We start from the raw sequence: 20,956 nt of genomic DNA, 5'->3' as shown, positions 1-20,956 counted from the left end.
TGCAAGGGTTTTAAGAGATTCTAGCAGATTTAAGTGCATTTGGGAAGCTCTCAATCAAGCTAAAAGCCCTTTCCTGTAAGGTTTTTACCATTATTCAGCAAACCCTAATTAGGGGTAGAATTGAGGCTAGTATTATGGTTGAGCCAGCAATTATTGCAGAAGATATGGGCAAAATCTACACCACGATTACAGTTATCAATCGCGCCGATCAAATTTTAGCAGCAGCGGCTGTGATTTCTCCCGATCAAATTCGCTCTCTTACCCTAGAAAATGTCTTGGTGGATACGGGAGCAACTACTCTTTGTCTAGTGCCAGAAGTAATCTCCCGCTTGGGTTTACAGCTTTTAAAAGAAGTAGATGTGGCTACGGCTAAAGGCATAGGAAAAGTGAGAATTTTTCGCGATGCCACCTTGATTATCGCTGGACGAGAAGGCACTTTTGAATGTTGGGAATTACCCGGAGGTCAAAACAATTTATTAGGAGTAATTCCTTTAGAAGCTTTGGGATTAGAACCAGAGCTTCGCGGCCAAAAATTGCGAGTTTTACCCACGGAATCCAACGAGACTTATTTAACAATTTTATCGAACAAAATAGCTCTATAAAGTAACTTTTTGTCTGACTGTTCCGGCTCTTTCAGCTATAGCGACAATCTCGATTTCTTGACCAGAAACTCCTTTAATTACCCATTCCACCGTACAGCGATAATCTAAACCGTGAGCGAGACTACTATATACTTTATTTGATCGCCCTTCTAAGTGACCGATTTCCTGCTCTAATTTTCCCACTATTAAACTTGCATCATCGACCAAATTTAACTTGACTTGAATGGGACGAACTATCTTTCTTTCCAGTGCTTTTTTACTGGTATAAGTGGGTAAGAATCCCTGATTTTCTAACTGTAAAACCAGATGATAAATACCATTGCCCTCCGACTTAAGATCGAGACGAGAGATAGCTAAAAGAGGTGACATTAAAGCATGGGCAATAGTAAACTGACATTGTTTCTCACATAAATCTGGTAAATACTTTTCTGGGGCATTTTGCCAGACATTTTTAAAGTCCCAACCGCCAATTTCCACCTCTCCCAATTGGGGATGATCAAAACTTTGCCAATTAATAAAACCCTTTCCCGCTAAATTCTCATCATTCCAACGCTGTAACTTCAATTCATCTTCAAAAGGATGCCAGCGAAACCATTGAATATAATCATCTTTTTTCACTCCCGCTTGGGTGGGTGCATCCCATAACTCCACCGTAAAACCATACCAACCAAAATGATCGTAACCATAATCATCCATGGCACCGTTAATCACTTCTTTGGGATGATCACGAAAACCGTGATAGACAGAAACGCATTCATAACCAGTCATTGCTTTTCCCTTATCAGCAATATATTTATACATTTCTAAGTCTTCCACGGGGAAATATTCATCGGGATGGGTGCTATAGGGACGCAACATGACTGCCGAATAGGTATGATAGGTAACGAAGCCATTAATATTGGTGTTATTTGCCCAAAATTCGGCTTCTGCACGGGTTTCTGGCTCGGAAAAAGGAAAATCTCCAGCCCCCTGTTGTTCCCCTTCAGGAACCCAATAAACGGGATAATTGCGGTTAAAATCTAGGCCCTCTAGGGTGGGGGCAGTGGTAAAATTATAGCCATCGTAATCGCGGATTAAACCTTCGGTGAGCAAAGTGTAAAAAGTTCCCTCAAATTCCTCCGGTTCGCGACGCACCATAATGCGAGGATATTGTTCAGAAATTTTCCAAGCGCCACAGGTATCTTTTTGGCGCATTTGTAAGATTAAACCATCGCCGTTAATATCTTCAGGATATAGCCCCGGTTTCTCGTCCGTGTGGGGATAGGGGCGAATACTTGATCGTAACATATAGGGAGTGGTGAGATATTTTTCTGCTCCATCCACGGCTAATCGCGGCAAAATATAGACAGTGTAATGGTCAAGAAGTCTGGTAATTGGCGAATTATGACCGTATTGGCTCAAAAGATGAGAGATAGTATAGAGAGCGACGGCAGAACCTGTTACTTCCCCCGCATGGGTGTTAGCATCAATCCAATAGGCAGGTTTTTCTAAATAGGGGCCTGTGGCTTGATTTGTTAGGGTAGTTAACCAGATATCTCGATTTTCGTAGGTTTTACCGATCGAGGTGAGGCTAATTAAATTAGGATAGGATGAGGCTAGGTTTTTGAGGAAAGAAACTAATTCGGCGTAGGGGTAATAGTGGCTAAAATCAAACATAATCTTCTGCAACTAAAAAAAGGATTCTTGGGTTAATTTGACAAAATATGGGATAATAACAGTAAAAAACTATGGATAGTCAAGATATCGCTCGCTACATTGAAGAAACTAACGGTATTTCCAAGCCTTGGCTGTTGGTGCAATTGCGTCTCAAAAAACTGCAAGAACGTCGTGCCAGTCTTTCCCAACAGGAATACATCCAAGAATTGGATGATATTCAGCAAGACTTAATGAAATTGGGCGAATGGTGGCGAGGAATCGAGTCAGAAGTCTTTAAACCCTAAGCGGTGGCGATAATCTGCAATACTCGCGGTAAATCCTCAAATTCGCCGATGATGCGTTTCACTGGTTGCGGCCAAACCCGGACTAAAGTGGGAATAGCAGAGACATGATTAGATTCTGCTTGTTCTGGATGTTTAGAGATATCGATCACTTTCAGGGTATAGGGATGGTGTAATTCTCGTTCCAGAAGCTGATGGATCGATTCTAGGGTGTGTTTAGTATTGGCATTATTGCCGGAGACAAATAACCGCAAAACATAACCCTTGGGACTAGGGTTAGTATAGTCGGAGTCAGCACCAATCACCGGAGTAGCCGCGGGAAGCTCCTGATAACGGAGAATCAGATCGTGGGATTGCCAAAGCTGGGGAAACTGCTGACGATAGGTTTCTAAGATAGTGGGATTAGAGGATTGTTCCTGCCAAGGTACAGTAAACCAAGCTCGCTCGTCCGTGGCGAAAATAGCATTTAATAAAGGCTGATAGCGACGGACAAGGGGATAGACTTCGGCTCTAGTATGAATACGGTGACTGTAGGGATCTCGCCAGCGATCGATGGTAGCGGTAAAACTAGGAACTAAAAAATGGGGTGGTTCTGGCAACCCTAAAGCGGACTGGAGAGCAGCACAGAGATTCAGATGCCAATGAGTTTGTTTATTAGGATCGATACAGTAAATTAGGTCGCCCCCGGGGGTAAACAGGGCGATGCCTTTAAAAATATCGGGCAACACAATCGCAGAAGTAGCCACTTGAGGGGTTCCCGTAAAGAATAAATAGGAGCTTCTATTTTTCTAGACTACTAAACTCTTGACCCCTGAAGAATTTCCTTCAGGGTTTTTCTAGATTCTACCCCGGAGCATCATCGCCAGTTCATTGGGGACTGGGGACATGGCCAAGGCTACCTCCTCGGTAATCCGTCCCTTTTGATAGAGGTTAAACAGGGATTGATTAGTGGTAATCATGCCGTGGTATTCGCCGTCTTTCATTAATTCAACAATTTCGTCATTTTTGCCGCTGCGAATGTAATCCTTGATGGCATCTGTATTGACGAGAATATCGTAAAAAGCAGCCCGTTTACCGTCGGTGGTGCGACATAAACCCTGCGAGATAATACAAACTAAAGATTCTGCGATCGCCACCCGCGTCGATTCCCGTTCCTCGGCGCTATAAAGAGTTAAAATCCGGTCAAGGGTTTTTACAGCGCTGTTGGTGTGCAGGGTTCCCAGGACTAAGTGACCGGTTTGGGCAGCTTTCAGGGCAGTATTAACGGTGGATTTGTCCCGCATCTCCCCCACCAGAATAATATCTGGGTCTTCCCGCAAACAGGCTTTTAGGGCATTATCGAACTCATGGGTGTGTATTCCCACTTCCCGTTGTTTGATCAAACTGCGACGACTTTCATGGACAAATTCGATCGGGTCTTCGATGGTGATAATATGTTTGGGGTGTTCTTTATTGATGTAATCGATCATGGCTGCTAGGGTGGTGGATTTCCCTGAACCCGTCGGACCGGTGATTAAAATCAATCCCTTCTGCACATCGCACACATCCCGGAAGACCATCGGTAAGCGCAATTGTTCCATAGTGGGGATTTTCATGGGAATCAGACGCAAAACCATCCCCGGACCGCGCAGACTTTCAAAGATATTAATCCGCACCCTAGCGAAGTCGTACTGAGTCGCACCGTCAAATTCTAGGTCTTTTTTAAAGCGAAGGATTTCTTCTTCACCGAGCATTTCGCGTAACCAACTATAAAAAGTGTTGATGTCAATTTCAGGATAGTCGAGAATAATCATTTCGCCACGATCCCGCATCCGGGGTTGTTCTCCAACTCCCAGGTGAACGTCCGAATAACCCCGATCAAAGGCAAACTGGATCAAATATTCTAAGTTGGGTTGATTGGGAGCTCGGCCCGGCCGGGGTGGGGTTTGGGGAGAAGCAGCCTGACTGGGAGCGCGACTTTGGGGAGGACTTGAAGGTGAAATTTGACCATTTTGCGGCATATTTGGCACTTTTTTGACCTGCGTCGCCACCTTTTGGCTCATTTCTTGATTTATCTCTGGTGTGGTTCCCTTGATTAACTCCGAGGGAGGCATCGGGATGGAGGGAACCGGCAGCGGTTGTAGTGGTCGCGAGGAAGAATTGGGATTTTGACTCATTTTTGAACTCTCAAAAATTAATTATGCCAGAACTCTATAGTACAAATTATCTAAGTAAGCTGCAAGGCTGATAGATTGAGGCTAAGATACATTCCTCCTAGCGAGGGGGTGGAACGAACCACAAAGACACAAAGGACACAAAGATTGATCGATCCGATGTAAGTTAAACTTATCACACAGAACCTAGAAGAGCCGTTTTAGGAGAGGTAAATATGATGAATAGTCTGCAAACTTCAGTCGAACGGGAAAATTTAGGACAACTTTTGTTAGAAAATCTGCAAAATATTACAGATAAACTCGATCAAATTGTCACCGATTCCGATCGGATAATACTGGATAATTTACTACAAGAAACTAAGATTTTAGTTGAGCAAGTTAAAGATAACTCTAAAACTTATCAAGCAAGAGCCGATATATTTTATCAAATTGATAAATTATGGTTTCAGGTATGGAAACAGTATAGAGATGAGGATTCAGCACTGGAGTTAATCCAATATATAGACCAATTTACTAATCAAATTACTGCCTATAATCAATTATTTATCAGCCTTGCTCAGATCAATGAGGGAAAGACTGGTGAAGAAAAAGCCGATTTAATCAGAGTGGTGGAAGGTTCACACATTCTCTCGGAAACCATAGATGTGTTTATTGATATGTTTGCCGATTCAGAATTAGAGCAAATTTACCAGGGAGCTAAAAATGCTCTATCGGTTTCTAATCGTACTATAACCGAATATTTCCAAGATACTGACAAATCTTTAGTCACCCAATTGAGAGCTTATAGTAGTTTAATAATTTTCAGAATTCAAGAGCGATTTAATCCTAGTAATGTATCCTCAGAAACTACCTCTCATTCCCTAACAGATGACTTAAGCGATCTTGATCCTTGGACAAGAGACTTAGTGGGGGTTGTCGATTTAGGACCAGAAGACCCAAAAGAATCGTATATTGATTATTTAGTGGAGAAGTATCGGTGAAACGAGTCCTATTCGATAGTGATGTATTGCTAGATGTTTTGGATAAGCGTGAACCACATTTTCAAGCATCTGTACAAGCATTAAATACAGTTAAGACAGGTAAAACTCAAGGATATATTTCTGGTCATGCCGTCACCAATATTTATTATATTTTGTCTAGAAAAAACGAAAGAGAAGTCTCAAGAAAGTTGGTGATAAGTCTTCTAGAGAATTTGCAAGTTGCTAGGGTGACAGATGCAATAATTAGGCAAGCATTGGCAAGTCAGATGAAAGATTTTGAAGATGCCGTTACCAGTGCCGTTGCTGAATCGGAAAAGCTAGAAATAATCATAACGCGAAACCTAAGAGATTTTGCTGTTTCCCCTGTTCCCGCAATGCTACCAGCCGATTTTTTATCGATTCTTTAACTAATGCTTCGGTAAACGTAAACCATCCGATCGCATGGGGATTAAAATCTGAGTTAAACTGCGTAATTGTTCGGCCGTTCCCATACAAATTAACAGATCCCCGGCCATTAATTCCGTATCGCCAGTGGGTCCCCCGATTAGCGTACCATCGGCGCGACGTATAGCCAAAACTAAGGCCCCCGATCGAGATCTTAAATGTGCTTGACTAAGACTTAAACCGACACAGGGACAAGTCCGCGGATCGATTAAAAATTCTTCCATATAAAATGATCGATCAGTTCCGGTTAAAATCCCATCGACAAAATCCATCACCTGGGGTCGTAGGGCCGCGGCCGCTAATCTTCTACCGCCGGTAATATAGGGAGATACTACCGCATCGGCCCCGGCCCGTTGTAATTTTTGTACTGCTTCCTCGGTACTGGCCCTAGCAATGGCGCGGATTTTCGGATTAAGAGTTTTAGCAGACAAAACTGTATATAAATTCTCCGCATCGGAAGTTAAAGCGGCCACAATACAAATAGCGCGTTCAATTCCTGCCATTTGTAAAGATTTATCTAAGGTGGCATCTCCTTGAACAACAATATAATTTAATTCTTTGGCCCGATTTACCTGTAGGGGGTCTGTATCAATGACTACAAAAGGAATATTTTCGGCGTAAAATTCGATCGCCACCTGTCTCCCCGTGCGACCCAAACCACAGATGATATAGTGTTCTGATAGTCGATCGATCAAGCGTTTCTCCTGTCTCTGTTTGAGTCCCTCTTGAAAATAGCCTTGAATTAAAGCTTCGGTCAAGCGATTAACAATATAACCGATGCTGACTACTCCCATGATAATCAAAACCATTGTAAACAATCGTCCCCGTTCACCTAGGGGATTAATTTCGCCAAAACCGACGGTAGCGAGGGTACTAATCGTCATATAGGCCGAATCTAGCCAACTCCAACCCTCGATCAGATGATACCAAAGCGTACCCAGCAAAAATACCACAATCAGGGCAAAAATTCCCCCGATTAATTCCTGACGCAGACGACGATATTTATCTTCACTGATAGACAAGCAAAATTCACCCCTAACACTGTCTAGTAACTTACAATGAAATCAGTTTTTAATCTAAATAACCCGTCCTTCTCAGACGGATTTGATTATAATTTCCCCTATGTCTAATCGCGCAGGAGTTCCCCAGTGAGTCCAGAAACCCTTTTAGAACCAACCCTAGTTGATCCCACTCCCAATTTAAACCCGAATCAACCCTTCGATCCAGATAGTTTTAACAGCTATGTGATGAATACTTATGGTCGTTTTCCCATTGCGATCGCCAAAGGGTTAGGCTGTCTTCTCTGGGATACTTCCGGTAAACAATACCTTGATTTTGTCGCGGGAATTGCCACCTGTACCCTCGGTCACGCGCACCCTGCTTTAATTGAAGTGGTTAGCCAGCAAATCCAAAAACTCCATCATGTCTCGAATTTATACTATATTCCCGAACAAGGGGAACTAGCTAAATGGATTGTCGATCATTCCTGCGCTGATAAGGTCTTTTTCTGTAATTCTGGTGCGGAAGCGAACGAAGCGGCAATTAAATTAGTGCGGAAATATGCCCATACGGTTCTAGATTTCCTCGAACAGCCAGTGATTTTAACCGCTCACGCTAGTTTTCACGGTCGGACTTTAGCTACCATCACCGCAACCGGTCAACCGAAGTACCAAAAAGATTTTGAACCCCTGATGCCAGGGTTTGCCTATATTCCCTATAATGATATCGAAGCGGTGGAAAATGCGATCGCTGATCTCGATGAGGGTAATCGTCGTGTGGCCGCGATTATGTTGGAACCGCTGCAGGGTGAAGGGGGAGTTCGTCCGGGAGATATCGAATATTTCCAACGTTTACGGCAAATTTGCGACGAAAATAACATTTTGCTTGTCTTTGATGAGGTACAGGTGGGAGTCGGAAGAACTGGTAAACTCTGGGGTTATGAGAATTTAGGAGTGGAACCGGATATTTTCACTTCTGCTAAGGGTTTAGCGGGGGGTATTCCCATCGGTGCGATGATGTGCAGAAAATTCTGTGATGTGTTTGAACCGGGTAGTCATGCGAGTACCTTTGGAGGTAATCCGTTCGCTTGTGCCTCAGCTTTAACAGTATTACAAACCATTGAACGGGATCATCTTCTCGAAAATGTCCAGCAGCGAGGGGAACAATTACGGGCCCGTTTACGCGTGATTGCTTCTCAATATCCCCATCTATTTGTTGATGTGCGCGGTTGGGGTTTAATTAATGGTCTGGAAATTAATTCAGAAAGTGAGTTAGTTTCATCTACTATTGTTAATGCATCCTTGGCAGAGGGTTTATTAATTGCCCCCGCAGGTCCGAAAGTTCTCCGTTTTGTACCTCCTTTAATCGTCTCGGAAACAGAAGTAGATGAGGCTATGGATAAGCTAGAAGCAGCCATCGCTAAAGTGTTTTAATTTCAGTTATCAGTTATCAGTTATCAGATGTAAGTTTTAAGTTGACAGTTCCCAGTTATGAGTCAATTCTTTTTGAGCTTTATCACCCTAACTGTCACTTTTTCGCTGATTACTGGTTACTGTTTACTGATAACTGATTTATGTGGCATCCTGACGCTTATCAAGCTTTAATTGCCGAGAATTATCGCCAAGTTGCGGCAATCTACGAGGAACTAATCGATAACAATCCCGAAAATATTTCTGACTATTGGTACTTAGGAGTTGCCTATCTTCTGCAAAATTTAGAAGCAGAGGCACAGGTGATGTGGCAAAATGTTTTCAGGGGAGGTAATCCGGAAGAAGTTAAGCAATGGCAAGCAGAATTAGAAGCAGTTTTAGACGCAGAAGCGCGACGACAACAAAGAAAAGGTGATCTGGCAGCTGTAGAATATTTTCGCTATCATCTACAGGAAATTGTTCCCAAGTCAATTAATAATTTATTAGCTTTATTCGACTTAGCTTTAGATTTAGAAATATTCGCTCCAGGAGAACTACTTAATTATCCTATTCAAGAGAATCTCAGATATAATCCTGATCGAGAATTGCTTTTAAATGTAGTTCTCAAAAGTCTTTTATATCCCCATGAATTAACTTTAGATTTAGCTCAAGCAAGTTTACCTTACCTAGGGGAATTAGCCGATAGTTTTATCCCGCAAGCTTTTCAGATATCAGCACGAGTCACCAACGAGCAACAAAGTCCCGCTTTTGGAGTAGAAATTATTAAACTTTGTCTGCAATTAAGACCTAATGATCTGAGTCTTTTGGAACAATTGGTTAACCTCTATATTTTAGCAGAAGACTTTGATAATTCTTTGATAACTGCCTATCAGTTGCGAGAAATTTGTCTAACCCCAACCCTAAAGTTATACAGTAATTATCTAATTTTGTTAATACTTTTGCGCTGGGGAGTTTGGCAAGAAATTGATCATATTTATCAAGAATATCATGATTTATTACAGGAATTAACCCGTCGGAAAAATATTACTCTAGAACCGATTATTAAAACTAGCTTTCTCAATGTTTCTAGTCCCCTACCCTACCTAGGCGATCGAGCCTTAGCCAACCGAAAATTAACTAATTGCGTCGCCGAAATTTTTCTTGATAATAATAGTTTTAAAACTCCTTTAATTACAAACGAAAAAGCTTCAGAAAAACTAACTATTGGTTATCTTGCCAGTACCTTAAAACATCATTCTGTCGCTTGGTTAAGTCGTTGGTTAATTCACCATCATGATCGAGAAAAATTGCAAATAGCCATCTATACTATTAACCAAGAAGAAGATGAAATTACCCGTCAATGGTTCCGGGATAGCCGAGATATTATCCGTCATTTTCCCTACGCTCAAAATCCCCTAGAAGTTGCCCAACAAATTCAACAGGATCGGATAGATATTCTAGTAGATTTAGATAGTTTAACCCATAATTTCACCAATCAGATTATGGCCCTGAAACCCGCAGCAAAACAAGTGACTTGGTTAGGTTGGGATGCTTCTGGATTAGCAACTATAGATTACTATATCGCCGATCCCTACGTTTTACCCCAGCAAGCGGAGGAATATTATCGAGAAAAAATCTATCGTTTACCAGAGACATATTTAGCAGTGGATGGTTTTGAAATCGGCACTCCCAATCTCCGTCGAGAAGATTTAGAAATTCCCCCCGATGCTACCATCTATTTTTCCGCACAAAGTGGCATGAAACGCCATCCTGATACTATTAAACTTCAGATGAAAATTCTCGCACAAGTGCCTAATAGTTATTTTCTGATTAAGGGAGTCGGTAAGACTGAAAAAATTCAAGAATTATTTACTGAAATAGCGATTCGCGAGGGAGTTAATCCCCAAAGATTGCGGTTTTTACCGAGAGATATAGATGAATATACCCATCGCGCTAATTTACAGATTGCCGATGTGGTATTAGATACCTACCCCTACAATGGTGCTACCACCACCTTAGAAGTTTTATGGCAAGGAATCCCTTTAGTTACACTGGTAGGAGAACAATTTTCCGCCCGCAATAGTTATACTTTTATGATTAATGCTGGTATTGAAGCCGGAATTGGCTGGAATGAGGTAGAATATATCCACTGGGGAGTAAAATTAGGACTCGATCGTTCCTTTCGTCAAGACATCAGTCATCAACTGTTAGGAAATCGTGACACAGCTCCCCTCTGGCAAGGGAAAAAATTCGCCCAAAATATGGAAAATGCTTATTTAAAAATCTGGGAGGGAAATTGATAATGAGAAAGTTATTCGCAATCAATAAAGTATCGAATCGGGGCAGGAAAAATTCAGCGTCGGGGAGTTTAAAAAGATCAGAGGATTTAATAGAACTCTTGCCAATTAATTAGGGTTTGCTGAAAAAGTTTGTTGCTGGGGTTAGGAGTCGGTCGTCGGGAGTCGAATGAAAGTGCAAGGATTTTGAGTCCCTCGGATCGATTTCTCAAGGTTTATTTCTTGCACTTTTTTGACTAAAAAAGTCCCAAAACTGGTTTCTAGTAATGCTTCCATTAATATTCAGCATACCCTAATTACTCACTTGCACAAATGAGATGCTCCCTCTGAACAAGCTTGATGAATTAGGAACTTATCATTCCTAAGTCGGTGCAGAAGCAGTTAAAAATCTCTCCCAATGATGTGCAAAATCGTCTAAAAGAAAAAATACTTGTATATTGATCCCTAAAAGGTGAAAAAATGGTAAATAACCAAATTGATTTACGGTGGTGGCTACTGAGTAACTTGGCAAATGTTGAATCTTTGTCAATTATTTACAGAATATCGGTAATAGTCACTTTTATTATCTTCATTTTTTGCGCTTTTGCTCCTCTCATATTCCTGACAACTCCCACGGGTAAGATACAGAAATTTTTATTGTCAAATCTAATATTTATTATCTCCTTAGTGACTTTTATTTTAGCAGCACGCTGGCCAGGTTTCTTGCCACCAATGCTAAACCCCGATGAGGCACTATTTACCTCGGGTGCAATAAAACTGTTGAAAGATCCAGTTTTCTGGCGTGCGGTAGATACAGGTTCATCTGGACCACTCAATGTCTATCCTCTGACTCTACCAGCTTTTTTTGGGTTCAGAATTGAATATGCTAGTAGTCGTGTGATCGGCTTAATCATGATCATTGCTGCTATTGTTTGTCTTTATTATGCCTTATCCACTCTCTACGATAAGAGCCTTTCTCGCCTAGCAATAGTTCCTGTGGTTACCACTGTCGCCTTCATGACATTTTTCGACTATGTGCATTATACAAGTGAACATTTTTCGGTGGCAATATTAAGTGTGGCTTTGTTAATCGTTTGTAAATATTATGCTGGTAATTCATCTAATCCTAATCGGCTGATATTTGCCTTGGGTTTTATCCTGGGAACTACTCCTTTTGCCAAAATTCAGTCAGTTCCTATAGCTTTCTCAATTGCTTGTATATTTTTGCATATCCTCTGGCTAAAAAGCAGCGCGAGAGGTCAATTCATCAGGAGTCTTGCTGCTTTCTTTCTTGGGGGAATGTTGTTCTCCGCTCTGGTCATACTATATCTAACAATTTTCTCAATATATGATGCTTTCTGGAAATCTTACATAGAACAGAATTTATTGATTTATTCTACTCATGGTTTGATGGGAAACGTAAATCAACTAAGCTTTTTCGGAAAAATTATCATATTTCTTCGGATGTTAAGAGGAGTGCCAGATACACAGATATTATTTTTATTAACAGCAATTGTCTTGATATTAGGAGTACCATTTCTAATATTAAAGCGTGTTTCCTTAAGCCAAAATCAAGAAAAGTACCAGACATTTTGCTTTGTCTATTACAGTTTATTTATTTGGGCAGCATCGAGTTATTCAATTATCAGACCGGGGAACGGGTTTACTCATTATTTGCTGTTTCTAATCATACCTAGTGGATTTCTCATCGGTGTTTTTATAGGTGAACTGGCACAAGTATTACAGGTGTCGCAATTAACTCTTTCAAACTTCAACTTCTCTCTTTTAACAGGTGTCATTTTTATTACAGTTGCTAGTAGTTTTTTAGAAGTTGCCACAATAATAAAATCGGATAATGTTTACCTTAATAATCGCAGAAGATTTGCTAGAAATTATCTTAGTCCGATTGCTAAAACTATTCTCAAGTATGCTTCTCCTGGTGAATCTATGGCGGTCTGGGGATGGGCATCAGAGCTATATGTTGACACGGGTTTGGTACCGGCGAATTAATTCTAATGCTAAGTTATTTGTTGATGCTGTAGCTCCAAGAATGTTTTTCTTTACCGATAGAGAAACTCAGGGACACGAAGTTTTTCCTGAAATCGCTAAGGTTATCAATGAAAATTATCGGCTAGTTGATGAAGTTCAAGGAGTTCGTATTTACATTAAAAAATAATCCTACGCTGCCTTACCTCTTGTTCTTGGTCAAGCAACCACTGCCAACCTAGAAAAGGGTAAGCGCATCTCAAACGCTGTTGACAATCGGCCAATTTTATGAGCAGATTGCTGTGTAGTCATTTCAAATGATACCAGTCAATCAGAATAGTTACGAACTCGACCTATTTGCTCGATTTCTCCTCAAATATGTCTGAATCGTGGGTAGGCGACTAAGAAAAACATGGGGCAATTAAAATCATTTCTATTCGGGGAAGTTTCTTAACTAGAAAGACTTTTAGTCTTTAGATAATATTAGGTCTATATCTGCTGTTCACCGATTACTGACCTAGGAAATTAACTTGGCACGACTACTTAATTTCTACGGGTTCTAAATTGTCGGCAGGAGTAAAACCAAAGAGACGGGAATAAAAATAAAATTCTGCATCTAATGCTCGTTTTATCGATTCAGCTTGACGAAATCCGTGTTGTTCTCCCGCAAAGGGAACGTAAGCAACGGGTAAACCTTTCGCTTTTAAAGCTTCTACCATCATTTCCGCTTGATTGGGTGGAACTACCCGATCTTCTAAACCTTGGAAAAAGATCACCGGACAGGATAACTGAGCGGTAAAATGAATAGGCGAGCGCTGATAGTAAATTTCCTTTTCTTCGGGATAACGTCCCACCAATTTATCTAAATATCTCGACTCGAATTTATGGGTATCGGTGGCTAAAACCTCTAAATCACTAACTCCGTAATAACTAGCTCCTGCTTTAAAAGTATCATGAAAAGTTAAGGCCGCTAAAGTTGTATAACCCCCGGCACTGCCTCCAGAAATTGCCAATCTTTCCCCATCGACTAATCCCTGATTAACCAAATATTTTGCCCCGTTGATGCAGTCTTCCACATCGACAATTCCCCAATTTCCCAGCAAACGCTGACGATATTGACGACCATAACCCGTACTACCGCCATAATTGACATCTAGATAGCCAAAGCCGCGACTGGTCCAGTATTGCACCCGCAGACTTAAACTAGAGGTGGCCGCAGCCGTCGGTCCACCGTGACTTTTGACTAAAAGGGGCGGTAATTCGCCATTGGGGGCGGTATAATCGGGGTTTTTGGGGGGATAATACCAAGCAAATGCAGTTAGTCCCTGACTGGTGGGAAAAGCGAGCATTTCCGGAATCGAGAAATAATCGCTAGAAATAGTTAAATTACTGGAAGATTTGAGAACTTCTCTCGTTCCTGTGGCTAAATCCATTGAGATAACCGCCGTTACTTCCCTGAAAGAACCGCCGATAAAAACTATTTTGTTCTCCCTAACTTGTAGGGAAGAAATGTTAGTATCAGTAGTAATAATTTCTTGAAATTCTCGATTAACAGTATCGATACTTCCTAAATAACAACGACCATCTTTTGTATAGCTACAAATAATCTGGGATTCCCCAGCAAAACCGTAGTTAGATAAACCAAAAACCCAATGAGGATAGGCAAATTCAGCCTCGATGGGTTTGAGAACCGCTTCTATTTGTTCATCGTGTTTAAAGCAATAAAAGTTCCAGAAATCATTGCGATCACTGGTAAAATATAACTGTTCATCGGCAGACCAGCGCGGTTCACACACCGACTCATTTTCACCACCAGCAATGACCCGAATATTACTCAAATAAAGATTATTAATATCCGCCACCCAGAGAAAAGAACTATCCCAAGGCATATTAGGATGATTCCAACTAATCCAAGCTAATCGAGAACCGTCGGTGCTTAGGCGAGGAGAGGTATAAAAATCATCGCCAGATACTAAAGTTTCTATTTCTCCCGTATCCACATCGATGCTGACAATACTATTAACCGGTTCCCGATCTTTTTGGCTATGATCTTCACAAACACAGATTAAACGATTGCGAAATTCATCGAGAATTAAATCCGCATAACGACAGGAATTTTCTCGGGTCAGAGGTTGGGGTAAACTCTCAGCAGTTTGGCGATAAATTCTTTGGTCGGCAAAATTACAAAAATAGATAATTCCGGCAACAATTAGATAGGAACCTCCCCCGTATTCATGGACACGAGTTCGCACATTAAAAGGTGCTGGGGTGATTTCTGTGGTTGTGCCGTCGGGGTTTAATTTAACTAAAACATTTCGCCCCTTTTCCTGTGGTCTGCCTTCTAACCAATAAATATCTTCTCCATCTAGAGTTACACCGCCAAGACTAATCGATTCTGCCACAATTAGATCGGAGGTAATCGGTGATTTCCAGGAACCGTAAGCTGATATTTGATTAGACATTTTCTCCTAGAGCAGTGATCCTAATGGTGAACTAACTTGATCAGAAAGGCTGATAAATTAAGAAAATTTCGAGTAAACAGGACAAAGTAGGGATTGGGTGCATCCCTACCTGACTCTCTGTTTTTCTGAAATCGGAGCGGCGGGATTCGAACCCACGACCCCTACTACCCCAAAGTAGTGCGCTACCAAGCTGCGCTACGCCCCGATATTGAACCTTAACCATCATAGCGATAATCGCAGCATTTTGCAAGCTTTTTTTTTTCTTCCTTTCTCCCCCATCCCCGGAATTAGTGGCCGGCTATCTAGCTAATTGGGGAATACGTCCTTTTAATCCCGTCATTAATTGCAGGGCAAACAATTTCAACGGGGGGAAACCGCGCATCATTGCCAATCCGAGACGACGGATGACAACGATAGGCGGCCAGTTATTGGAGAACAGGCGATCTAGAAAATCCGTGAAGCCTAAAATCGCTAAATTCTCCGATCTACGCCATTTTTCGTAGGATTTTAGGGTAGAAAGCGATCCTATATCTTCTTGCTTTTCTACTGCTTCCTTTAATACCTGCGCTAAAGCAGCTGCGTCGCGAATGCCTAAATTTAAACCTTGACCACCGACGGGATGACAACAGTGAGCGGCATCACCAATTAAAGCCAGTCGGGGTTTAACATAGGTATCACTCTGCATTAACTGTACGGGAAAGAGAGCGCGGGAGCTAACTAATTCGAGTTTTCCTAGTAATCCCCCCGTATATGCTTCTAATTTCTTGATAAATTCCGCTTCGGGCATTTCTTGCAGTTTTTTCGCTTCCCCATGGGGATTTGTCCAAACGATCTGACAGCGATTACCCTGGAGCGGTAAAATGCCCATCGGACCGGTGGGCCAAAATCTTTCAAAGGCGGTATCGTTGCGATCGAGTTGATGTTTAATGGTGAAAGCGACACAGGATTGCCAATATTTCCAACCTTTGGTTTTAATTTGCGCCCCTTGTCGGATAGCGGATCTGGCCCCATCGGCCCCGATGACTAATTTTGTGGTGATTTTTCGGGTTTGACCGGCTTCTTCCAGGGTGACAGTGGCTGTTTCTGCTCCGTACTCCACTTCTAACACTTTAGCCGGGGATAACCAGTCAATGCGATCGCAATCTTGGCTGGCCTTGTGCAGGGCGGTTAAAATCACTTGATGTTCGCCCACATAGCCCAAATAATCGGTTTTTAGCTCATCGACCACAAAGGGGACAAAAATCGGGTAATCGGCATCAGAAAGGCGAATATGACGAAATTTACCGATACTGGGCGAGATTTTATCCCAGATACCCAAGCCTGTAAAAATTCGGCTGGACATCAGCGAGAGGGCATAAGCTTGACGACGGGAGGCGGCCACCTCTAGGGGACGTTCCTCGATCATAGCGATATTTAATCCTGTATTTTTTAAAGCCACCGCTAGGGTGGTCCCGACTATACCGCCCCCGACAATGATTAAATCGTAGCTGTCCCGTCCTAACATATAAATATTTTTCTCAAAGATAATCAGTGACTACAATGATCTATTCTGACACGATTTTCGGGGTTGCTGTCGGGTTTGATGGTCTTCACCCCACCTAGCCATTGATAGACTTTCAAGGGTTTTGTCCTTTGCCGAGAGTTTCGGGTTAGGGTTAAGTAAGTGTTTTGGCTCTCTGGCAAGAGCGCCCCTCGTCAACTAGGAAATCACCATGGAACTTTATCAACGAATAGCCGATTTTTATGACTCCTCTAGTGGACTGTGGGAAAGGATTTGGGGCGAACATATGCACCATGGTTACTACGGTCGCGGCGGCAAGATTAAACTCGATCGCCGTCAGGCACAAATTGATTTAATAGAAGAATTATTAACTTGGGGTCATGTCACCGGTGCTAATCGGATTCTTGATGTAGGTTGTGGTATTGGTGGCAGTAGTCTTTATCTGGCCGAAAAATTTCACAGCCAAGCGGTGGGGATTACCCTTTCCCCGGTACAAGCCGCTAGAGCCAGCCAAAGAGCGCAAGAGTTCAATTTAGAAGAACAAGTCAGTTTTTGTGTGGCTGATGCCCTAAAAACCCCTTTTCCTGACGATAATTTTGATCTGGTCTGGTCATTGGAAAGTGGCGAACATATGCCCGATAAAAGGCAATTTCTGCGGGAATGTTATCGGGTTTTGCAGCCCGGAGGGACTTTTTTGATGGCTACTTGGTGTCATCGTCCCACCACTTCCCTGGCCGGTAATTTAACGGAAGGGGAGATTAAACTATTAAACGAGATTTATCAGGTTTATTGTCTGCCCTATGTGATTTCTTTGCCAGAATACGCCGATATTGCCCGTGAAGTTGGCTTTCAAGACCTAAAAACCGATGATTGGTCCCTATCGGTGGCGGCCTTTTGGGATGTGGTGATTGACTCGGCCCTCAGCACAGATGCGATCGCTGGTTTGTTAGCAAGCGGTTACACTACTATCCAAGGAGCTTTATCTTTAGGGTTAATGCGGCGCGGTTACGAGTCGGGTTTAATTCGTTTTGGCCTACTGCAAGGGAAAAAATAATCAGCTTGGCGATGATTACAGTGCAGCGATTGATAATTAGGCGTTGTCAGATCAGAATAGGAAAGATGCAATGCAATCCTTGCTATCAAAGTAATTTGAGTTTCGGTGCTGATTCGGATCATCTTTCAATTTGACAACGCCAATTTTTCCCCAATCCAGTCTTTGACAATAGCTTGTAACGGTAAATCACGACGCTGACTTTCTTGCTCAAGAGCCTCTACCATCCATGAGGGAAACTCAAACGCAATTGTTTGTTCCTCGGAATTAGAACGTTTAATTTTAGTTAAATCCAAGTATTCGATGATATTTTCTCCATCATCAAATTTGCGGTCAAAATCTTCAGCTTTCATAAATTTTTACCTCTTCAGGTCTAGAGCGTTTCCGTGGCTGCATCTCAATTTGGTCGAAATATCTATAGGACATTTTGGGCGCACGCAGTTCGATAAACTCACTGACCCCTAGGCGATCCTACCATAATATTATGGTAGTGACTGTATCGGCAAAATTTATAGTACAATTGATATAATAAATTTTGGAATTCCCTTGCTGCTGTTATCAGTAAAAAGTTATCAGGTAGAACCTGAAGGGAGCGTTCCCAAGTAAAAGGGAACGAGATATCCCCTGACTATAATCTTGCTGGTTTTCTTGGATCTTGTCCAATGGCTCAGGGCAGATTTGAACTGCCGACCTTGGGCTTATGAGTCCCCTGCTCTGACCAACTGAGCTACTAAGCCGTTGTTTACACAGTTATCAATCATAACACATAATCACCCGATTGCACAAGAGCAAAAAAGGGAAGATTTTTTCTTCCCTTTGCGGGCATCTTTAACGTCTGCCTGGCAGGAAAGCCATGGGATTGACTGCTCCCTGGCCGGAGGGGTGAACCTCGAAATGTAGATGGGGGCCGGTGCTAAAACCGGTGCTGCCCATGTGGGCGATTGGCTCGCCTTGCTGAACAGTTTGGCCGCGACGCACCAGCAGACGGCTGTTATGGGCATAGAGAGTGACGCTACCATCGGGGTGACGCAGTTTCACCAGATTGCCATAACCGCCAGAATTCCAACCGGAGGAGATTACTTCACCGGCGGCCGCCGCCACAACTGGTGTACCCACTGGACCGGCGATATCGATGCCGCGATGAGGTCTGCCCCAGCGCCAACCGAAACCGGAGGTTAACACCCCCCTGGTGGGCCAGATAAAGCCGGTAAAAATAGGGGCGGGATTAGGTAAATGCTCATCAGGATTAGCGAGGGGAGGAAGGGAAGGTTCTACGGTTTCGCCGACGGGAATTCGTAGGCGGTCATTATATTCTTCCACATTGGTAGGAGCCGAACCGATAATCTGGGGGGGGGTGCTTTGGTTAGAACGCGAACGAAGGGCGGTCCATTGGGGATTAGCGGTTATTTGCCGATCCTCGACAGTTTCTGCGGGATTATCGACGGGAATAGCGATACTTTTCTGGGTTTCCGAAAGGTTAGTTTCCCGCAGATTAGCCACCTCTTGGCGCAATCTTTCCCGATAGCTGCCGGTGATATTTTCGGGGAATTCTTCCGTCTCCGTGGTGACAGTTTCCGCGGGCGGATTTTGTCGATTACTGGGGTTAAAGGACAACCTAGGGCGATCGCCGACCAAGGGAGTAAGATTTTGATTAACTCTAGCGGTGGCAGAGCGGTCGGGAACCACTAGGGTTTGATTAACTTTAATCCGGTTGGGGTTGTCAATGCCGTTTTCCCTAGCTAATTCGGCGGGGGTAATGCCGAGAGCGCGAGCGATCGTGTTTAAGGTATCCCCGGGCCGAACCCGATAAACTTGGTTTTCTGGGGGAACTATGACCCTAGGATTGGGAACGGCGGGAATTTCAGTCACAGGAGCCGGATTTCGTAGGGCAAAGCTGGGAATTTCCGGTCTGCTTGTCAAGGGAGGATTAAGGGGAATTGTGGCTATCGGGCGATCGCTTTCAGGGGTGGGAACGGGAATCGGGATCACCTGGCTAGTTGGTTGGGGGGATTCTTCGGGAGCGATAACGGGAATCTCGACGCTAGTTGGCGAATTATCGGGAACGAGAGCGGTAGTTTCAGTAACGATTACTGTTTCCCCAGAATGGGACTGATGGGGGGTTTCCTCGGTCCGTAAGGCGGCCAAACTTTCTTGGAGACGTTGACGGGTTTGACGGAGACTAGCAGAGGAACTATCCAACTGCTCAGGAGTTGCTGCCGGGGCTGCCGAGGGCAACTGCTCAGGAGTGGGTATTTTTAAAGTTTGTCCGATAATCAAATCGGAATGGGGGGAGAGATTATTGCTGTTAGCGATCGCTGTGGGGGTGGTTTGATAGCTGTCGGCTAAACTCCACAGGGATTCTCCCGGTTTTACCTGATGCTCCACTACTGATGTGGCGATGAATTTGACGGTGGCCAGTGCTTGGGATGGGATTATCTGCGGTTCTTTGAGTTCTTTACCCGCAGCTTTGGCTTTTTGGGACAGGTCGATCACTTCCCATTCTAAGGGTACAGAATTGGCGGCCTGGGCTGATTCTGAGGTGGAGTTGAGAATGCTAGGTACTCCCAGAGAGAGTGCTAATCCCAGCAGAGCAACTGAGTAACGGACTCGGTTAGACTCAGCGGTGCAATTCTTTTCTGGGGTAGCGGATGTGATGGGGTGGTGGATAAAAGTCTCTTTCAAACAGACCTCCTGTGGTGTAAAGAGTTAGCTAGAGCCAGTCGATTAAGCCGATGGGTCTAGCTTTCAGCATTAGCCTTGAGGCTAGAGTAGAAGTTAGACAACTTTACTTTTTAGTCAAAATACCTAAAGGTGACTTTTAGGAGAGATTAACTTAGATTTTGAAATCATGCAAGTCTCCCTCTGACCATTAGCACCGGGATCACGGCAAGTTGGTGACATTTTGAATGTCCAGATTGACGATGCTCTATCTCAGTTGTTCCAAGCTGATCAGCATTTTTCGTCTTGCCAATTTTTGCCAGTTTTTTGATAGAAATTTTTTATCGGTTTTGCCGTTTAGAAAGAAATTATTAATGATTCGCTGCTCGAAAAGAGCAACGATAGCTATTGGGGGGGCAATAATTAGGGTTTGCGGCAAAAAGTTTTTCGTGGGTGTGGGGTGTGGGGTGTGGGGTGTGGGGTGTGGGGTGTGGGGTG

General features: G+C 43.1%; 16 protein-coding genes, 2 tRNA genes and 1 pseudogene. 8 read left to right on the top strand and 11 right to left on the bottom strand.

Going from position 1 to position 20,956, the window contains the following annotated elements:
* Positions 1 to 134: 134 nt before the first annotated feature.
* Entirely contained in the window at positions 135 to 602 is a 468-nt protein-coding gene (locus LW728_RS20835; protein ID WP_002803164.1) for a retroviral-like aspartic protease family protein, read from the top strand.
* Here the strand turns inward: LW728_RS20835 and LW728_RS20830 are convergent.
* Positions 597 to 2,258, bottom strand: a complete 1,662-nt coding sequence (locus LW728_RS20830) for a M14 family metallopeptidase (protein ID WP_287768027.1) — start codon at positions 2,256 to 2,258, stop codon at positions 597 to 599. The two genes, LW728_RS20835 and LW728_RS20830, sit on opposite strands and share 6 nt — an antisense overlap.
* 71 nt (positions 2,259 to 2,329) lie before the next feature.
* Between LW728_RS20830 and LW728_RS20825 the strand changes: the two genes are divergently transcribed.
* Positions 2,330 to 2,542 (top strand): hypothetical protein, encoded by a 213-nt coding sequence (locus tag LW728_RS20825; protein WP_002751038.1) that lies wholly within the window; start codon positions 2,330 to 2,332, stop codon positions 2,540 to 2,542.
* Here the strand turns inward: LW728_RS20825 and LW728_RS20820 are convergent.
* On the bottom strand, positions 2,539 to 3,285 hold the full coding sequence (locus LW728_RS20820; protein ID WP_287669022.1) for a circadian clock KaiB family protein: 747 nt from the start codon (positions 3,283 to 3,285) through the stop codon (positions 2,539 to 2,541). The genes LW728_RS20825 and LW728_RS20820 overlap by 4 nt on opposite strands.
* A 90-nt stretch (positions 3,286 to 3,375) precedes the next feature.
* Entirely contained in the window at positions 3,376 to 4,695 is a 1,320-nt protein-coding gene (locus LW728_RS20815; RefSeq protein WP_287669019.1) for a type IV pilus twitching motility protein PilT, read from the bottom strand.
* Between the two features lie 212 nt (positions 4,696 to 4,907).
* Here LW728_RS20815 and LW728_RS20810 point away from each other — a divergent pair, with 212 nt between their 5' ends.
* Positions 4,908 to 5,672: a hypothetical protein gene (locus LW728_RS20810; protein WP_287768025.1), complete on the top strand. Its 765-nt coding sequence runs from the start codon at positions 4,908 to 4,910 to the stop codon at positions 5,670 to 5,672.
* Positions 5,669 to 6,079, top strand: a complete 411-nt coding sequence (locus tag LW728_RS20805; protein WP_287768022.1) for a PIN domain-containing protein — start codon at positions 5,669 to 5,671, stop codon at positions 6,077 to 6,079. Before LW728_RS20810 ends, LW728_RS20805 begins: the two co-directional genes overlap by 4 nt.
* On the opposite strand, the gene LW728_RS20800 is transcribed toward LW728_RS20805, so the two are convergent.
* Positions 6,080 to 7,138, bottom strand: a complete 1,059-nt coding sequence (locus LW728_RS20800) for a potassium channel family protein (protein ID WP_002803175.1) — start codon at positions 7,136 to 7,138, stop codon at positions 6,080 to 6,082.
* 126 nt (positions 7,139 to 7,264) lie between these two features.
* On the opposite strand from LW728_RS20800, the gene LW728_RS20795 reads away from it, so the two are divergent.
* The 3 genes from LW728_RS20795 (at position 7,265) to LW728_RS20785 (ending at position 12,810) form a co-directional block, all read left to right on the top strand.
* Complete coding sequence (locus LW728_RS20795) at positions 7,265 to 8,548, top strand: aspartate aminotransferase family protein (protein ID WP_287768019.1); 1,284 nt, start codon at positions 7,265 to 7,267, stop codon at positions 8,546 to 8,548.
* Positions 8,549 to 8,688: 140 nt separating this feature from the next.
* Positions 8,689 to 10,824, top strand: a complete 2,136-nt coding sequence (locus LW728_RS20790) for an O-linked N-acetylglucosamine transferase, SPINDLY family protein (protein WP_287768016.1) — start codon at positions 8,689 to 8,691, stop codon at positions 10,822 to 10,824.
* A 456-nt stretch (positions 10,825 to 11,280) separates the two neighbouring features.
* Complete coding sequence (locus LW728_RS20785; RefSeq protein WP_287768015.1) at positions 11,281 to 12,810, top strand: hypothetical protein; 1,530 nt, start codon at positions 11,281 to 11,283, stop codon at positions 12,808 to 12,810.
* Between the two features lie 515 nt (positions 12,811 to 13,325).
* Here LW728_RS20785 and LW728_RS20780 read toward each other — a convergent pair.
* The 3 genes from LW728_RS20780 to LW728_RS20770 form a co-directional block, all read right to left on the bottom strand.
* Complete coding sequence (locus tag LW728_RS20780; protein ID WP_287768012.1) at positions 13,326 to 15,248, bottom strand: S9 family peptidase; 1,923 nt, start codon at positions 15,246 to 15,248, stop codon at positions 13,326 to 13,328.
* A 131-nt stretch (positions 15,249 to 15,379) separates the two neighbouring features.
* Positions 15,380 to 15,453 (bottom strand) — tRNA-Pro (locus tag LW728_RS20775).
* Between the two features lie 93 nt (positions 15,454 to 15,546).
* Entirely contained in the window at positions 15,547 to 16,752 is a 1,206-nt protein-coding gene (locus LW728_RS20770) for an FAD-dependent hydroxylase (protein WP_287768011.1), read from the bottom strand.
* Positions 16,753 to 16,960: 208 nt separating this feature from the next.
* On the opposite strand from LW728_RS20770, the gene LW728_RS20765 reads away from it, so the two are divergent.
* On the top strand, positions 16,961 to 17,803 hold the full coding sequence (locus LW728_RS20765) for a methyltransferase domain-containing protein (RefSeq protein ID WP_002803187.1): 843 nt from the start codon (positions 16,961 to 16,963) through the stop codon (positions 17,801 to 17,803).
* A 125-nt stretch (positions 17,804 to 17,928) separates the two neighbouring features.
* Here the strand turns inward: LW728_RS20765 and brnA are convergent, their stop codons facing one another.
* From brnA to LW728_RS20745, 4 genes and pseudogenes are all read right to left on the bottom strand, one after another.
* On the bottom strand, positions 17,929 to 18,153 hold the full coding sequence (gene brnA / locus LW728_RS20760) for a type II toxin-antitoxin system BrnA family antitoxin (RefSeq protein WP_002759052.1): 225 nt from the start codon (positions 18,151 to 18,153) through the stop codon (positions 17,929 to 17,931).
* A gap of 310 nt (positions 18,154 to 18,463) precedes the next feature.
* A tRNA-Met gene (locus tag LW728_RS20755) sits at positions 18,464 to 18,537 on the bottom strand.
* Between the two features lie 91 nt (positions 18,538 to 18,628).
* Positions 18,629 to 20,455, bottom strand: a complete 1,827-nt coding sequence (locus tag LW728_RS20750; protein ID WP_287768030.1) for a peptidoglycan DD-metalloendopeptidase family protein — start codon at positions 20,453 to 20,455, stop codon at positions 18,629 to 18,631.
* Between the two features lie 271 nt (positions 20,456 to 20,726).
* A pseudogene (locus tag LW728_RS20745) lies at positions 20,727 to 20,956 on the bottom strand (hypothetical protein); the annotation flags it as partial.

The sequence above is a fragment of the Microcystis sp. 49638_E5 genome (assembly GCF_021300285.1).
Classification (GTDB): Bacteria; Cyanobacteriota; Cyanobacteriia; order Cyanobacteriales; family Microcystaceae; genus Microcystis; species Microcystis aeruginosa_C.
The sequence above is the reverse complement of the archived record's forward strand: the minus strand, read 5'-3'. Positions and strand labels throughout refer to the sequence as shown.

Coding starts and splice junctions, on each gene's coding strand:
- LW728_RS20835 (WP_002803164.1), top strand. CDS start 135: ATGGTTGAGCCAGCAATTATTGCAGAAGATATGGGCAAAATCTACACC.
- LW728_RS20830 (WP_287768027.1), bottom strand. CDS start 2,258: ATGTTTGATTTTAGCCACTATTACCCCTACGCCGAATTAGTTTCTTTC.
- LW728_RS20825 (WP_002751038.1), top strand. CDS start 2,330: ATGGATAGTCAAGATATCGCTCGCTACATTGAAGAAACTAACGGTATT.
- LW728_RS20815 (WP_287669019.1), bottom strand. CDS start 4,695: ATGAGTCAAAATCCCAATTCTTCCTCGCGACCACTACAACCGCTGCCG.
- LW728_RS20810 (WP_287768025.1), top strand. CDS start 4,908: ATGATGAATAGTCTGCAAACTTCAGTCGAACGGGAAAATTTAGGACAA.
- LW728_RS20790 (WP_287768016.1), top strand. CDS start 8,689: ATGTGGCATCCTGACGCTTATCAAGCTTTAATTGCCGAGAATTATCGC.
- LW728_RS20785 (WP_287768015.1), top strand. CDS start 11,281: ATGGTAAATAACCAAATTGATTTACGGTGGTGGCTACTGAGTAACTTG.
- LW728_RS20780 (WP_287768012.1), bottom strand. CDS start 15,248: ATGTCTAATCAAATATCAGCTTACGGTTCCTGGAAATCACCGATTACC.
- LW728_RS20770 (WP_287768011.1), bottom strand. CDS start 16,752: ATGTTAGGACGGGACAGCTACGATTTAATCATTGTCGGGGGCGGTATA.
- LW728_RS20765 (WP_002803187.1), top strand. CDS start 16,961: ATGGAACTTTATCAACGAATAGCCGATTTTTATGACTCCTCTAGTGGA.
- brnA (WP_002759052.1), bottom strand. CDS start 18,153: ATGAAAGCTGAAGATTTTGACCGCAAATTTGATGATGGAGAAAATATC.